15 protein-coding genes are annotated in these 13827 nt (G+C 31.2%); 14 read left to right on the forward strand and 1 reads right to left on the reverse strand.

Annotated features, from left to right (window positions below):
* Window positions 1-169: 169 nt before the first annotated feature.
* Window positions 170-721 (forward strand): GNAT family N-acetyltransferase, encoded by a 552-nt coding sequence (locus J2Z80_RS09800; protein ID WP_209454235.1) that lies wholly within the window; start codon window positions 170-172, stop codon window positions 719-721.
* Between the two features lie 22 nt (window positions 722-743).
* Window positions 744-1298, forward strand: a complete 555-nt coding sequence (gene thpR / locus J2Z80_RS09805) for an RNA 2',3'-cyclic phosphodiesterase (protein ID WP_209454236.1) — start codon at window positions 744-746, stop codon at window positions 1296-1298.
* A 9-nt stretch (window positions 1299-1307) separates the two neighbouring features.
* Here the strand turns inward: thpR and J2Z80_RS09810 are convergent, their stop codons facing one another.
* A complete protein-coding gene (locus J2Z80_RS09810; RefSeq protein ID WP_209454237.1) occupies window positions 1308-3026 on the reverse strand; it encodes an Rqc2 family fibronectin-binding protein in 1719 nt (572 codons plus the stop codon).
* A gap of 179 nt (window positions 3027-3205) precedes the next feature.
* On the opposite strand from J2Z80_RS09810, the gene dapF reads away from it, so the two are divergent.
* The 12 genes from dapF (at window position 3206) to rsmB (ending at window position 13817) form a co-directional block, all read left to right on the forward strand.
* Window positions 3206-4039, forward strand: a complete 834-nt coding sequence (dapF, locus tag J2Z80_RS09815; RefSeq protein WP_209454238.1) for a diaminopimelate epimerase — start codon at window positions 3206-3208, stop codon at window positions 4037-4039.
* Window positions 4040-4079: 40 nt separating this feature from the next.
* On the forward strand, window positions 4080-4955 hold the full coding sequence (locus J2Z80_RS09820; protein ID WP_209454239.1) for a YicC/YloC family endoribonuclease: 876 nt from the start codon (window positions 4080-4082) through the stop codon (window positions 4953-4955).
* 11 nt (window positions 4956-4966) lie between these two features.
* A complete protein-coding gene (remA, locus tag J2Z80_RS09825; protein WP_209454240.1) occupies window positions 4967-5251 on the forward strand; it encodes an extracellular matrix/biofilm regulator RemA in 285 nt (94 codons plus the stop codon).
* Between the two features lie 14 nt (window positions 5252-5265).
* Entirely contained in the window at window positions 5266-5874 is a 609-nt protein-coding gene (gene gmk, locus J2Z80_RS09830; protein ID WP_209454241.1) for a guanylate kinase, read from the forward strand.
* A gap of 3 nt (window positions 5875-5877) precedes the next feature.
* Complete coding sequence (gene rpoZ, locus J2Z80_RS09835) at window positions 5878-6087, forward strand: DNA-directed RNA polymerase subunit omega (RefSeq protein ID WP_209454242.1); 210 nt, start codon at window positions 5878-5880, stop codon at window positions 6085-6087.
* An 11-nt stretch (window positions 6088-6098) separates the two neighbouring features.
* Window positions 6099-7298 (forward strand): bifunctional phosphopantothenoylcysteine decarboxylase/phosphopantothenate--cysteine ligase CoaBC, encoded by a 1200-nt coding sequence (gene coaBC / locus J2Z80_RS09840; protein ID WP_209454243.1) that lies wholly within the window; start codon window positions 6099-6101, stop codon window positions 7296-7298.
* A 30-nt stretch (window positions 7299-7328) separates the two neighbouring features.
* Window positions 7329-9524 carry a primosomal protein N' gene (gene priA, locus J2Z80_RS09845; RefSeq protein WP_209454244.1) on the forward strand — a complete coding sequence of 732 codons (2196 nt, stop codon included), beginning with the start codon at window positions 7329-7331 and terminating at the stop codon, window positions 9522-9524.
* A gap of 11 nt (window positions 9525-9535) precedes the next feature.
* Window positions 9536-10015 (forward strand): peptide deformylase, encoded by a 480-nt coding sequence (def, locus tag J2Z80_RS09850; protein WP_192402659.1) that lies wholly within the window; start codon window positions 9536-9538, stop codon window positions 10013-10015.
* Window position 10016: 1 nt separating this feature from the next.
* Complete coding sequence (fmt, locus tag J2Z80_RS09855; protein ID WP_192402658.1) at window positions 10017-10952, forward strand: methionyl-tRNA formyltransferase; 936 nt, start codon at window positions 10017-10019, stop codon at window positions 10950-10952.
* Window positions 10953-10954: 2 nt separating this feature from the next.
* Window positions 10955-11707, forward strand: a complete 753-nt coding sequence (locus J2Z80_RS09860; RefSeq protein ID WP_209454245.1) for a DUF116 domain-containing protein — start codon at window positions 10955-10957, stop codon at window positions 11705-11707.
* Window positions 11708-11711: 4 nt separating this feature from the next.
* Window positions 11712-12395, forward strand: coding sequence for a zinc metallopeptidase (locus tag J2Z80_RS09865; protein ID WP_192402656.1), 684 nt, complete (start codon window positions 11712-11714; stop codon window positions 12393-12395).
* Between the two features lie 78 nt (window positions 12396-12473).
* On the forward strand, window positions 12474-13817 hold the full coding sequence (rsmB, locus tag J2Z80_RS09870) for a 16S rRNA (cytosine(967)-C(5))-methyltransferase RsmB (protein ID WP_209454246.1): 1344 nt from the start codon (window positions 12474-12476) through the stop codon (window positions 13815-13817).
* Window positions 13818-13827 lie beyond the last annotated feature (10 nt).

Genomic DNA, 13827 nt, shown 5'->3' on the forward strand with positions numbered 1-13827 from the left:
ACACGGAAGTGAAGCCCTCCAGCGCCGATGGTACTGATTACTCGGGAGAGTAGGTCGCTGCCGGTAAAAATTTAGTAAAAGAGGTAGTCTGTTTTAAATGGACTATCTCTTTTTTGTTTTTTATGATATAATTAACGTTAAAACTATGATGAAAGGAGGCGAGTAAAAGATGCTAAAAAGTAAAAATATTGAACTTGTACCGTTTGAGTCCAAATATATTAAGAAATTTGTAGAATTTCGTAATAGTGAAGACAGTAGAAATTTTTTGATGCCTGGTATACCATATCCTGTGACAGAAGGTTCAGTTTCAGAGTGGCTTAGTAAAAGGGCAAATCCTAGTGAGTCAGGTGAATTTGCAATTATTTATAATGAAACTAAAGAATATATAGGCAATGTTTCATATGGCAATGTAGATTGGAAAAATAGACATTGCGAAATTGCAATAATGATAGGTGAGGAGAAGTATAGAAATAGAGGACTTGGTTCAGAAGCAATAATGATATTATTAGATTTTATATTCAATGAATTAAATTTGCATAGAGTTGAATTAAAAGTATATGATTTTAATGAGAGAGCAATAAGATGTTATGAAAAATGTGGCTTTAAAAAAGAAGGATTGCTGAGGGAAGTTGTATATAAACATGGTCGATATATAAACGAATGGGTAATGAGTATTGTTAAAGATGAATTTTCTAGGCATAATTACCAGGGAAATAATTGAAAATATACGTAATGGAGGAAATATGAGAGCTTTTTTAGCTGTTAAATTAAGTGAGAATATTATAAATGATATTAAGAATTTGCAAGAGGAGTTAAAGAAATATACAATAAAAGGAAGATGGACAAATAAAGATAATTTACATATAACTCTTAAATTTTTTGGCGAAATAAATGAAGAACAAGTTAGTAAAATAAGAGAGACAATAAATGATATTTCGGCGAATTTTAAATCTTTTTACATTAGATTAAATAAAATTGGTTGTTTCGAAGGAAAAGATAATATAAGAGTACTATGGGTGGATGTTAAAAATGATAATAACCTTATATTATTACATGATGCCATCGAAACAGAATTATCTAAGGCAGGATTTGAAAAAGACGATAGAAAATTTAAAACGCATATCACTGTTGCAAGAGATATTATTTTGAAAAAGAGCATAGAAGAAATAAACAATCTATATAGGTTAGATTCTGATTACTTTGCAGTATCAAATATATATCTTATGGAAAGCAAGCTGGAGAATAATAGAAGAGTTTATAAATCTATTTTTGATGTTCCATTAAAATCAAATAAGTAGGGGGGAAGCCTACTTATTGTCAGGTGTTACATATAATGTTTTTTGATTCGTGTAGATTACGAAACCCGGTTTTGACCCGGCCGGTTTTTTGACGTATTTTCTTAATGTGTAATCAACTGGTACATTTGATGAATTTTTTGCTTTGCTATGTAATGCAGCAAGTTTTGCTGCTTCTAGAATAGTGCTATCAGGTATCTTAGTGCCTTTGCTTTTGATTATGACATGTGAGCCAGGAATATTCTTTGTGTGTAGCCACATGTCGTTTATATCTGCAAATTTCATTGTAAGGTAATCATTTTGTACATTATTTTTTCCAATATAGATATCAAAATTGTCTGAAGATATATAATGTAGAGGCTTGGATATACTTTTCTTTTGTTTTTTGTCTTTATTTTTCTTTTTTATGTATCCTGTATCTGATAATTCTTCTCTTATTTCATCGATTTCTGATGGCAATGTACACTGCTCAACATTTAAAAGTTGCCCTTCTAGATATTCTATCTCTTTTTTTGTTTCTTCTATTTGTTTTGTAAGAAATTCTACTGCATTTTTTAATTTAGCATATTTTTTGAAATACATTTGAGCATTTTCATTTGGCGTATATTTAATATCAAGTGGTACTGTTATTTCTTCACCAGTATAATAATTTATTGTTTTAAATGCATCTGTTTTTTTGTTAAGTTTATACAAATTACTTGTTATAAGCTCACCATATAGCTTGTATATATCTGCATTTTCAGCATTTTTCAATTCATCTAATTGTTTTTCAAACTTATTATATAATCTCTCTAGATGTGTTTGAATAAGCTTTTTCAAATCATGAGAACGAGATTTTAAACTTTCTGCATTTGCTTTTTCTCTATAAAATTTTAATGCGGCTTCGTTAACACTTTTATAGAAAACTAAATTTTCATACTGTGTAAGCTCAATGATGGAAAATTCATAAGGATTATCGTCAACATAAGCGATACATGGTTTAAAGTTTGAATTTTCTAAGTAGCTTTTCAATAAATTTAAATTGTAAATTAATTTCTCTATATCATCTTCTGAAAGCTCATTTATGTATCTATCATCAACTTGACTTCTATATGCGATTTCTCTAGACAAAACAGGACTAAATCCTTCAAAAAGATTTAAAAGTGCCTTATCAATTTTTTTACCATTAAAAAGCTGTAATGCAGCAAATAAATCTTCTTTTTTAAATTTTTTTATGTTTAATTTATCCTGTGATGGCGGCAGTTCATATTTAATACCTGGCGTGATTTCTCGTATTTTGCTCATGTCTTGATATACTCGTTTAACACTGTCTACTATAATTTCACTTTCCTTATCTATTAATATAATATTGCTGTACCTTCCCATTATTTCAACTACTAATGTTTTCACTACTTCTTTCTCTAATTCATCACGGCTTAAAACATCAATAAAGACGATCCTGTCGAATCCTTTTTGATAAATATCAACAATTTTTCCACCTTGTAGATATTTGCGGAGCAACATGCAAAACATTGGTGGGTTAATTGGATTTTCCTTATATTCATCTGTTAGATATATCCTTGGGAAATTAGCATTAGCAGATATTAGCAATTTATAATTGTTACCAATATTTCTTATATATATAATAATTTCATCCTTTTCTGGTTGATATATCTTATCTATTTTACCACCCAGCAGTTCATTTCGCAATTCGTAAATAATGCCATAAAGTGTTATGCCATCAAGAGCCATATAAAAACAATCCTTTCTAAACAAGTTCTATATAATAGTATACCACGACAAAAATTAATTACAAATTGACAGATTATGTAATATAAGTTACAATTAATTGAGTAAATTTTTATAACCAGTTTTTTATAAAATTATGTTATAATATATATGCGTTATTTGTATTACCGAGGTGAAATATTGTGAAATTTACTAAAATGAATGGTTTAGGTAATGACTTCATTGTATTAGAAAATTTAGAAAACAAAGTGTATGATTATGACATATTAGCTAGAAAATTGTGTGATAGACATTTTGGAATAGGTGCTGATGGGCTTTTGATTGTTGAACCATCAGGAATAGCTGATATCAAAATGAGAATAATCAATTCAGACGGCAGTGAAGCAGAGATGTGCGGCAATGGGGCACGTTGCTTTGCAAAGTATGTTTATGAAAATGGCATTGTTAAAAAAGATAAGATGTCTGTAGAAACATTATCAGGAATTATAATGCCCGAATTGATTTTTAAAGATGATGTTGTAGAAAAAGTGAAAGTACACATGGGAAGTCCAATTTTTAGACCTGATATGATACCTGTAAAAACTGATAAAAAATCATTTATAGAAGAGGCAATTAAAATAGATGGTCGGTCTTATATTGTAACATCATTATTGGTGGGTGTACCACATACTATAATTTTTGTAAATTCAATTGATGAGAATATGATTTTGAATGTAGGACCATTAATCGAAAAGTTACAAATATTTCCACGTGGAACAAATGTAGATTTTGTGAAAGTTGAGAATGACAGCAATATTACAGTAAGAACTTGGGAAAGAGGTGCTGGATTGACTCTTGCTTGTGGCACAGGTGCTTGTGCGTCTGCAGTTGCATCAGCATTAACAGGGAGGACGAAAAGAAATGTTTATGTTCATTTTAAGAAAGGAGACTTGTATATTGAGTGGCTGTTAGATAATAATATTTATTTAACAGGAATTGCTGAAGAAGTTTTTACAGGAGAAATTAAGATTGTTTAGTTAAGAATAAAGTTGATTATAATATTTGATAGGTGATAAGATGATAAAGAGTATGACAGGTTACGGTAGAGGTGAAATAAGCGAAAATGGCTTTCATGTATGTGTTGAGATTAAGACATTAAATCACAGATTTTTAGATGTGTCATTAAGACTCCCAAAGCCATTAAGCGCTTTAGAAGAAAAGCTGAGATTAAGGATTGCTGACAGCATAAAAAGAGGAAGAGTAGAGATAAACGTTTCATTGGAGACATACGGAAAAAGTTTGGATGTTCTTGAATTGAATAGTGATCTTTTAAATCAATACTTGGCTATATTAAATACTATTAAAGATAAGTTTGCATTGTCAGGTGATATAAAAGTAAGTGATATTTTATCACTTTCTGGTGTTATAGAAATAAAAAATGTAGATATTGATGTTGATAATCTTTGGGTGACATTAGACAAGGCATTGTCTATTGGAATAAAAAATTTAATTGACATGAGGGTTTCTGAAGGTATAAAATTAAAAGACGATATAATGAATAGGCTTGATATATTAAGCAATATAATTGATAAAATAGAGGAGAGAGGACCAATTGTTGTTAAAGAATACAAGAAAAAATTAGAAGCACGTATAAGAGAATTGACTGGCAATGATTTTGATCAAAATAGATTTTTAACAGAAGTGGCTGTAATGGCTGACAGGACAAGTATCGCAGAAGAGATAACAAGATTTAGAAGTCATATCAGTCAATTTAGGGACTCACTAGATAGTGATATGCCTATAGGGAAAAAGTTAGATTTTTTGACTCAAGAGATGAATAGAGAAGCAAATACAATTGGTTCAAAATCAGTAGATCTTGATATTGTCAATGGGGTGATAGAGTTAAAAGATCAGATAGAGAAGATAAGGGAGCAAGTGCAAAACATAGAGTAGGGAGGATATTTATGGCAATCAAACTTATAAACATTGGATTTGGTAATATTATTTCGGCAAATAGATTAGTAGCTATTGTTAGTCCTGAGTCTGCTCCTATTAAAAGAATAATTCAAGAGGCAAGGGACAGGGGAATGCTTATAGATGCTACATATGGCAGGAGAACGAGAGCAGTTATAATAACTGATAGCGATCATATTATCTTGTCTGCTGTTCAGCCTGAGACTGTTGCAAATAGGCTTAATTCAAAAGATATTATTGATGAGGATATTGAAGATGAAGATTCTGAAGATTAAGGGGAATGATTTAGTTGTACAATAAAGGTTTGTTGGTTGTTGTATCCGGTCCATCTGGGGCTGGCAAAGGAACAGTGTGTAAGGCACTTTTAAAGAAAGATAACAATTTAAAATTAAGCATATCGATGACTACGAGAAAGCCTCGCAATGGTGAAGTCGACGGAGAAAATTATTTTTTCACTACTGTTGAAAAGTTTAAAACGCTTATTGAAAATAATATGCTTTTAGAATGGGCAAAAGTTTACGATAATTACTATGGTACTCCAAAAGAATTTGTACAGAAAAACATAGAGGAGGGTCATGATGTAATTCTTGAGATTGACATTCAAGGAGCATTAAAGGTTAAAGATAAATTTCCAGAGGGTGTGTTCATTTTTATTTTACCGCCGTCAATGGAAGAATTGAAAAACAGGATTAAAAAAAGAGGTACCGAAACAGAGGAAGAGATATTGAAGAGATTTAAAAGTGCATATGAAGAAATTAATTTTGTATCAAGATATAATTACGTAGTTATAAATGATGATGTGGATTTAGCTGTTGACAAAATTCTTGCAATTATAAAGGCTGAAAAATGCAGAGTTGATAGAAATAAAGGGTTATATCTTGAAATAAAGGAGAGATGATAGATGATTTTATATCCATCAATAGTTGATTTAATGAACAAAATAGACAGCAAGTATACTTTATGTGCATTGGTGTCGAAACGAGCAAGGCAGATTATAAGTGGAGAACCAAGTTTGATAAAGACTGACTCAAAAAAGCCCGTTACAATAGCTACAGAAGAAATTAACGAAGGACTTATAACGTTTGAAAGACAAAAATTTGGCATAAAGTAGAAGGTGTTTTGATGAACGGTTCAAAAAATGTTGTTCTTGGAGTTACTGGCGGGATAGCAGCTTATAAATCAGCAGATCTTGTTTCAAGACTCATTAAAAAAAATATAAATGTTGATGTTATTATGACTGAATCCGCTACGAAGTTTATATCTCCATTGACATTTGAATCTCTGTCTCATAACAAAGTTGTGGTTGATATGTTCGAAAGCCCAAAGTTTTGGGAGATAGAGCATATTGCTTTGGCAGAAAAAGCAGATGTATTTGCTGTAGTGCCTGCTACAGCAAATGTTATAGGGAAAATAGCAAATGGCATTGCAGATGACATGCTTACAACAACTGTGATGGCTACTAAAGGTAAAGTTATTTTAGCACCTGCCATGAATACAAATATGTACAACAATGCAATATTTAAACAGAATCTTAAAAAACTTATGTCATTAGGATATATAATAGTAGAACCAGATAACGGAAGGCTTGCTTGTGGGACATACGGAAAGGGTAAACTGGCGGATATAGGAATTATAGAAGATACAATACTAAAATATTTACTATTAGATAAAAATGATTATGATGGAAAAACTGTTTTGGTGACTGCAGGACCTACCGTTGAGCCAATTGACCCTGTGAGATATATTACAAACCGTTCATCCGGTAAAATGGGCTTTGAAATTGCAAAAGCTGTAAAGTCTCGTGGTGGAAGGGCTATTTTAGTTACTGGTCCTACAAATCTGGAGGATCCTATCGATATAGAAACGATACATGTTAACACTGCATGTGAGATGTATGATGCTGTTATGAAATTAAAAGATAATATTGATATTTTCATCGGTGCAGCAGCAGTTGCCGATTATCGTCCAGAAAGATATGAGCTTAACAAAATAAAAAAGAGTGATGACAATATAGAATTAAAGTTAATTAGAAACCCTGATATATTGTACGAATTAGGAAAGAATAAAGGCAATATAATTTTAGTTGGCTTTGCTGCTGAAACAGAGAATTTAATAGAAAGTGCTAAAGAAAAAATTAATAAGAAAAATTTAGATTTAATTGTAGCTAATGATGTCTCAATGGAAGGTGCTGGATTTTCAGGGGATACTAATATAGTTAATATAATAGATAAAGACCTGAATATAAAAGAATATCCATTAATGAGTAAGACTGATGTAGCACATACAATACTTGATGAAATAAAAAAATATTTTAATTTATAGCCTTAGCGGCTTTTTTTTATGGGGGTATATATGTTTGTCAATGTTGTTTTAAATGAATTTTTACGAAATATAGATAGAATACTTACATATCGAGTACCTGATGACATTAATAATTTAAAAATAGGCATGAGAGTCTTGGTTCCTGTCAACAAAAGTTTTGTTGAGGGATATGTAATAAATTTATTGGAAAAGACCGACTTACCAATTGAGAAAATAAAGCCAATAATGCGTGTTTTAGACGATATTACTGTGTTTGATGAAAAATTATTAAATTTAGCTATTTGGATGAGAGACTATTATAGATGTAATTTATCTGAAAGTTTACAATGTATTGTGCCTTCAGGAATAAAAAACGGCATAAAGAAAGTAAAAAAGGTGACGCTTAATAATGGATACCTAGATGATGTTTCAATTACATCAAGGCAATTAGAAATATTAAATTATCTTAAAGACAATGGCACAGTTTTATTATCGGATTTAGTTAAAGATTTAAATGTCAGTTATTCAACGGTAAATAGTTTAGTCAGAAGAGGAATTATCTATGTATATTACGATGAAGTAAATAGACTTAAAATGCCAGATTATAAAAGGACAGATAAACTTGTTCCTACAAAAGAGCAGGAATATGTAATTAATGAAGTAAAACGTTCAATAGGTAAAAATGTTTTTGAAAAATATCTTCTATTTGGTGTTACCGGCAGTGGTAAAACTGAAGTTTATCTTCAACTCATAGAAAAATGCATTGAGGAAGGGAAAGAATCAATTGTATTAGTACCTGAAATATCTTTAACACCTCAGACAATAGAAAGGTTTATCTCGAGATTTGGCAATTTAGTTGCTGTTCTTCACAGCGGACTATCGGATGGTGAGCGGTTCGATGAATGGAGAAAAATAAAAAATGGTGATGTTAAGGTTGTCGTCGGTGTAAGAAATGCCATATTTGCTCCATTTACAAACATAGGATTAATCATTATAGATGAAGAGCATGAGAACACCTACAAACAATCTGATTTTAAACCTAGATACAATGTAAAAGAAGTTGCAGAAAAAAGGTGTGAAATAGAAAAAGCAGTTTTACTTCTTGGTTCTGCTACTCCTCAGATAGAGTCGTATTATAAAGCTTTAAGGAATGAATATAAATTATTAAAATTAAAAGAAAGAATTGGACTTGAATTGCCAGAAGTTGAAGTCGTAAATATGAGCCGTGAATTAGCCGATGGGAATAATTCAATATTTAGCAGAAAACTGTATAAAGAGATAAGAGAAAACTTAATGAATGGTGAACAGACAATATTATTTTTAAATAGAAGGGGTTATTCTTCTTTTGTTATGTGCCGAGATTGCGGTTACGTTCCTGAATGTCCTAATTGCGACATATCGCTTACATTTCATGCTAATGAAGGAAAGCTGAGATGTCATTATTGTGGGTACAATATTAATACAGTTTACGTATGTCCTAAATGTGGTAGCAAAAGAGTTAGATATTTAGGTATTGGTACAGAACGGGTAGAAAAAGAAATAAAAAAATTATTTCCTAGAAGCAGAGTTTTAAGAATGGATGTAGATACTACGAAAACAAAAGGAGCCCATGAAAAAATTTTCAATGAGTTCAAAAATGGACATGCAGATATTTTAATAGGTACTCAAATGATATCAAAAGGCTTTGATATTCCTAATGTAACATTGGTTGGAGTAGTCTTAGCTGATGTAACGCTAAATATACCAGATTTTAGATCGGGTGAAAGAACATTTCAGCTTTTAACTCAGGTAGCAGGAAGAGCTGGGCGAGGAAGTAAACCTGGAAGAGTAATTATTCAAACATATGAAGAAGATAATTACAGTATTGTATCAGCAAAAAATCAAGATTATGAATCATTTTATAACGAGGAAATTCGGTATAGAGAAATTTACATGTATCCACCTTTTACACATTTGCTAAATATTGTAATTTCAGGTCCTATAAAAAATGATGTGGTAAATTGTGCAGCGTCAGTGTATAATTTAGTTTATAAAACTATTAACAAAAGTGAAAAAAAGAGCTATAATAAAGTGTTAGGTCCGTCGTCTGCTCCTATAGAAAGAATAAAAAATAATTATAGGTGGCAGATTATTATAAAATCCAGCGATAGAGGTATTTTGCAGAATGTTTGCGATGTTTTAAATACTCTTAAGTTGCATAGAGGCATTAAAATATCGTTTGATTTGGACCCGCTAAATTTAATTTAAGGAGGATTTTTATGGCATTAAGGTATATTAGAAAAATAGGAGATCCTGTATTATATAAGAAGGCAAAATATGTTGAAAAGATTGATGATCATATATTAATGATTTTAGATGATATGGCAGAAACTATGTACAGTGCAGATGGTGTTGGACTTGCTGCGAACCAAATCGGAATTTTAAGAAAGCTGGTTGTCATAGATGTAGGTGATGGTCTCATTGAATTGATAAATCCAGAAATAATTCTAGAAGAAGGGGAGCAGATAGGACAAGAAGGTTGCTTAAGTGTACCAAATGTAACTGCGGAAGTTAAAAGACCTAAGAAAATCAAGGTTAAGTATCAAGACAGAAATGGAGATATAAAGGAAATAGAAGGTGAAGACTTTTTAGCTAGAGCATTATCACATGAAATAGATCATCTGAACGGAGTATTATTTATTGATAAAGCGATAAGAATTATAAATGAAGATGAAGAAGAAAAACTGGAGGCTGAGTGATTTGAACATTGTGTTTATGGGAACACCTGAATTTGCTGTTCCATCTCTTGAAAAGCTGATTGAGTTCGGCCATAATGTAATGCTGGTTATAACTCAACCTGACAAGCCAAGAGGTAGAGGCAAAAAAATATCTTATTCTCCTGTAAAAGAGTGTGCTATAAAAAACAATATAGACGTATTTCAGCCGCAAAAACTTAAGAATAATAAGGAAGTATTTGATAAGTTAAGGAAGTTGAATCCGGATTTGATTGTTGTGGCTGCATATGGTAAAATTCTGCCTGAAGAGATATTGCAAATACCAAGGTATGGTTGTATTAATGTACATGCATCTTTGCTTCCAAAGTACAGAGGCGCAGCACCAATAAATTGGGCGGTTATAAATGGTGAAAAGGAAACAGGAATAACAATCATGTATATGGAAAAAGGATTGGATACCGGCGATATTTTATTGCAAAAGTCTATCCCTATATTGGAAGAAGATAATTCTGAAACTGTTCATGACAAATTAGCTGTTCTGGGTGGAAATGCTTTGATTGAAGCGATTAATAAAATGGTAGATGGTGCATTAAAGCCTGTAAAGCAAGATGATAGCAAGGCAACATATGCTCCAATATTGGAAAAATCTATAGGACTTATTGATTGGCAAAAGAGCGCAGTTGAGATAAAAAATCTTGTAAGAGGACTGAGACCCTGGCCTGTAGCATATACGTATTATAAAGGCAATATGTTAAAAATATGGGCAGCAGAAGTATATTCATATGAAGGTAAAGAAAAGCCTGGCACTGTAATTACTACAGGCAGTGCTTTAATAGTTAAATGTGGCAAAGATGCATTAAAAATATTAGAAATTCAATCAGAAGGTAAAAGAAGAATGACTGTGGAAGAATTTTTGAGGGGCCATACAATTGCAAAAGGTGAACAGTTAGAGGGGATATAATTTTGACAGGTAAAAAACGTATATTTTTAGGTGTCTTAAGTGTATTAATAATTTTATTAATTGCCGGAGTTTTATTACTATTGTTCATATTAAAAAATAAAAGCTCTGAAATATACGATTTATTAATGGGCTCTTTAATTTTGCTTTTTTCTATAGTGGCTATTTTTTTGATTTTTTGTATTATTGGTTTTATCTACTTAGTTTATAGCAAAAGTAATAACCGTACATTAAATAAGATATTGTTAACTTTAATAGATGCTTCATATCCAGTGTTACAAATATTAGGTGGATTTTTAGGAATTGATAGAGAAAAATTTCAACAATCTTTTACAAATATAAATAATTTTTTGGTTAATTCTAGACATGAAAAATATTTGCCTGAGGAACTTTTAATATTGACGCCACATTGTTTACAATTTAATGAATGTAAATTTAAAGTGACAAATGATATTGATAATTGCCGAAGGTGTGGAAAGTGTCAAGTTAGTGATTTGATAAAGTTAGAAGAAAAGTATGGTGTTAAAGTTGCAGTCGCAACAGGAGGTACATTAGCAAGAAAAGTCGTGAAAGATATAAAGCCAAAAGCTATTATTGCCATTGCTTGCGAAAGAGATTTGACAAGTGGAATATTGGATGTAAAAAAAATACCCGTTTATGGTATAATAAATACAAGACCTAATGGTCCATGTTTTAATACAAAGGTAAATATAAATGAGATTGAAAAAGCGATCATAAATTTCACGAATGGAGGATAGTATTATGCTTTGGTATTATGATCCCACATATATATTGCTTATACCTGCAATTTTGCTTGCAATGTATGCACAATTTAAAGTTCAAAGCACGTTTAGTAAATACTCAAATGTCAGAAATAGATATGGTTATAGAGCATATGAAGTCGCTAGAAGATTGCTTAATGAAGCAGGGCTTTATGATGTAAGTATTGAAATGATACCAGGAAGTTTAACTGATCATTATGATCCAAGAAGCAGGGTATTGAGGTTATCTCAGACAGTATATGGCAGTGATTCTATAGCAGCTATAGGTGTAGCAGCACACGAAACAGGACATGCAATACAGCATGCTAGTGGATATATTCCACTCAAATTAAGAAATGCCATTGTTCCAGTCGCTAATATTGGCACCAGCGTTTCTTGGCCGCTTTTGATAATGGGTTTTATATTTGGGCTTACACAGCTAATCGACATAGGCATTATATTATTTTCAGCAGTAGTTTTATTTCAGATAATAACACTGCCTGTGGAGCTGAATGCAAGCAATAGAGCTATAAAGCTTCTTCAGTCTGGTGGACTTTTTATGAGGGATGAACTTTATCCAGCAAGGCAAGTGCTTAATGCAGCAGCATTAACTTATGTTGCTGCGGCATTTACCTCTATTATGAATCTCATCAGACTATTAATACTAAGGGATAGGAGAGACTGATTTTCTATCCCTTCTTTTTTAGACATTTTATTTTTATAAAAGTTATTTGAGTATTTTAAATAAATACAGAGGTGTATTATGAATCAGCGAGATATTGCTTTTAAAATTTTATACGATGTATTGGCAAAAAAAGGTTATTTAAATATTGTGCTTAATAAATATTTAAATAATAATGAAATAGAAGACGTAGACAAAAGTTTTATTAAAGAGATAGTTTTTGGGACGATAGAAAGAAAGTATACGCTAGATCGTATTATCGATCATTACTCAACGAAAGGTATTAAAAAAATTGACGATAAGGTTCTTATAATACTTGAAATGGGTTTATTTCAGCTAATGTATATGGACAAGGTTCCCGATTATGCAGCTATAAATGAATCAGTTAATCTTGCAAAGAAGTATATAGGAAAGTATGCTTCTAAGTTTGTCAATGCAGTATTGCGAAGTTATTTACGCAATACCAAGCAGATTAAGTTTTCACAACCTGATGAAAACTTAATTGAATATTTGTCTTTTAAATATTCATTTCCTGAATGGATTGTTAAAAGACTGTTAAATAATTACGATAGAGATGCTACAGAGAGTATATTAGAATCGCTTAACGGCAGACCTGAAATATCAATCAGGATTAATACTTTAAAGATTGATGGAAAAAATTTTGAAAAAAAATTAAAGGATAGGGGACTTAACTATAAAAAAGGATTGTACAATGATGATGCCTACTATATAGGCTTAAAAAATATTACCAATGATGAAATGTATAATGAGGGATTAATTCTGGTTCAAGATGAAGGAGCCATGATTATTTCAAAGGTTTTATCTCCGAAGCCTGACGACATGGTAATGGATGTTTGCAGTGCGCCTGGAGGGAAAACTACTCATCTGTCTCAATTAATGAATAACAAAGGTAAAATAGTAGCGTTTGACATATATGAACATAAAATAGACTTAATAAAAAGAAATTGCAGGAGATTAGGCATAGATAATGTAGATGCACTTGCATTTGATTCAACTAATGTAAATAGTGAATATATAGATAAAGCTGATAAAGTTCTTGTTGATGTTCCATGCAGCGGAATAGGGATCATAAGAAAAAAACCGGATATAAAATTGAAAAATTATACAGAGAAAGATTTTGAAGAACTAAATAACATACAGTATCGCATACTTTCTTCCAGCTCTAAATATGTAAAAAGGGGTGGGTATATTTTATACAGCACTTGCACAATAGGCAGAGAAGAAAATATGAATGTAGTTGATAAGTTTTTAAATGAAAATAAAGAGTTTAAGATTTCTGATATAAGGCCTTTTTTGCCAGAGAAATTAATATCTTATGTAGATGATAGAGGATGTATACAATTGCTACCAAATATAAACAATACAGACGGTTTTTTTATATGCAAAATGCAGAGAAATAACTAATTTTTTATGA

Origin of the sequence: Thermoanaerobacterium butyriciformans (genome assembly GCF_017874545.1) — a bacterium.
In the GTDB taxonomy this organism is placed as follows: Bacteria; Bacillota; Thermoanaerobacteria; order Thermoanaerobacterales; family Thermoanaerobacteraceae; genus Thermoanaerobacterium; species Thermoanaerobacterium butyriciformans.

What these genes read in the sequence shown, in the direction of transcription:
- J2Z80_RS09820 (WP_209454239.1), top strand. Translation starts at nt 4,080, where the DNA reads ATGATAAAGAGTATGACAGGTTACGGTAGAGGTGAAATAAGCGAAAAT.
- thpR (WP_209454236.1), top strand. Translation starts at nt 744, where the DNA reads ATGAGAGCTTTTTTAGCTGTTAAATTAAGTGAGAATATTATAAATGAT.
- coaBC (WP_209454243.1), top strand. Translation starts at nt 6,099, where the DNA reads ATGAACGGTTCAAAAAATGTTGTTCTTGGAGTTACTGGCGGGATAGCA.
- priA (WP_209454244.1), top strand. Translation starts at nt 7,329, where the DNA reads ATGTTTGTCAATGTTGTTTTAAATGAATTTTTACGAAATATAGATAGA.
- rpoZ (WP_209454242.1), top strand. Translation starts at nt 5,878, where the DNA reads ATGATTTTATATCCATCAATAGTTGATTTAATGAACAAAATAGACAGC.
- J2Z80_RS09800 (WP_209454235.1), top strand. Translation starts at nt 170, where the DNA reads ATGCTAAAAAGTAAAAATATTGAACTTGTACCGTTTGAGTCCAAATAT.
- J2Z80_RS09865 (WP_192402656.1), top strand. Translation starts at nt 11,712, where the DNA reads ATGCTTTGGTATTATGATCCCACATATATATTGCTTATACCTGCAATT.
- def (WP_192402659.1), top strand. Translation starts at nt 9,536, where the DNA reads ATGGCATTAAGGTATATTAGAAAAATAGGAGATCCTGTATTATATAAG.
- remA (WP_209454240.1), top strand. Translation starts at nt 4,967, where the DNA reads ATGGCAATCAAACTTATAAACATTGGATTTGGTAATATTATTTCGGCA.
- J2Z80_RS09810 (WP_209454237.1), bottom strand. Translation starts at nt 3,026, where the DNA reads ATGGCTCTTGATGGCATAACACTTTATGGCATTATTTACGAATTGCGA.
- rsmB (WP_209454246.1), top strand. Translation starts at nt 12,474, where the DNA reads ATGAATCAGCGAGATATTGCTTTTAAAATTTTATACGATGTATTGGCA.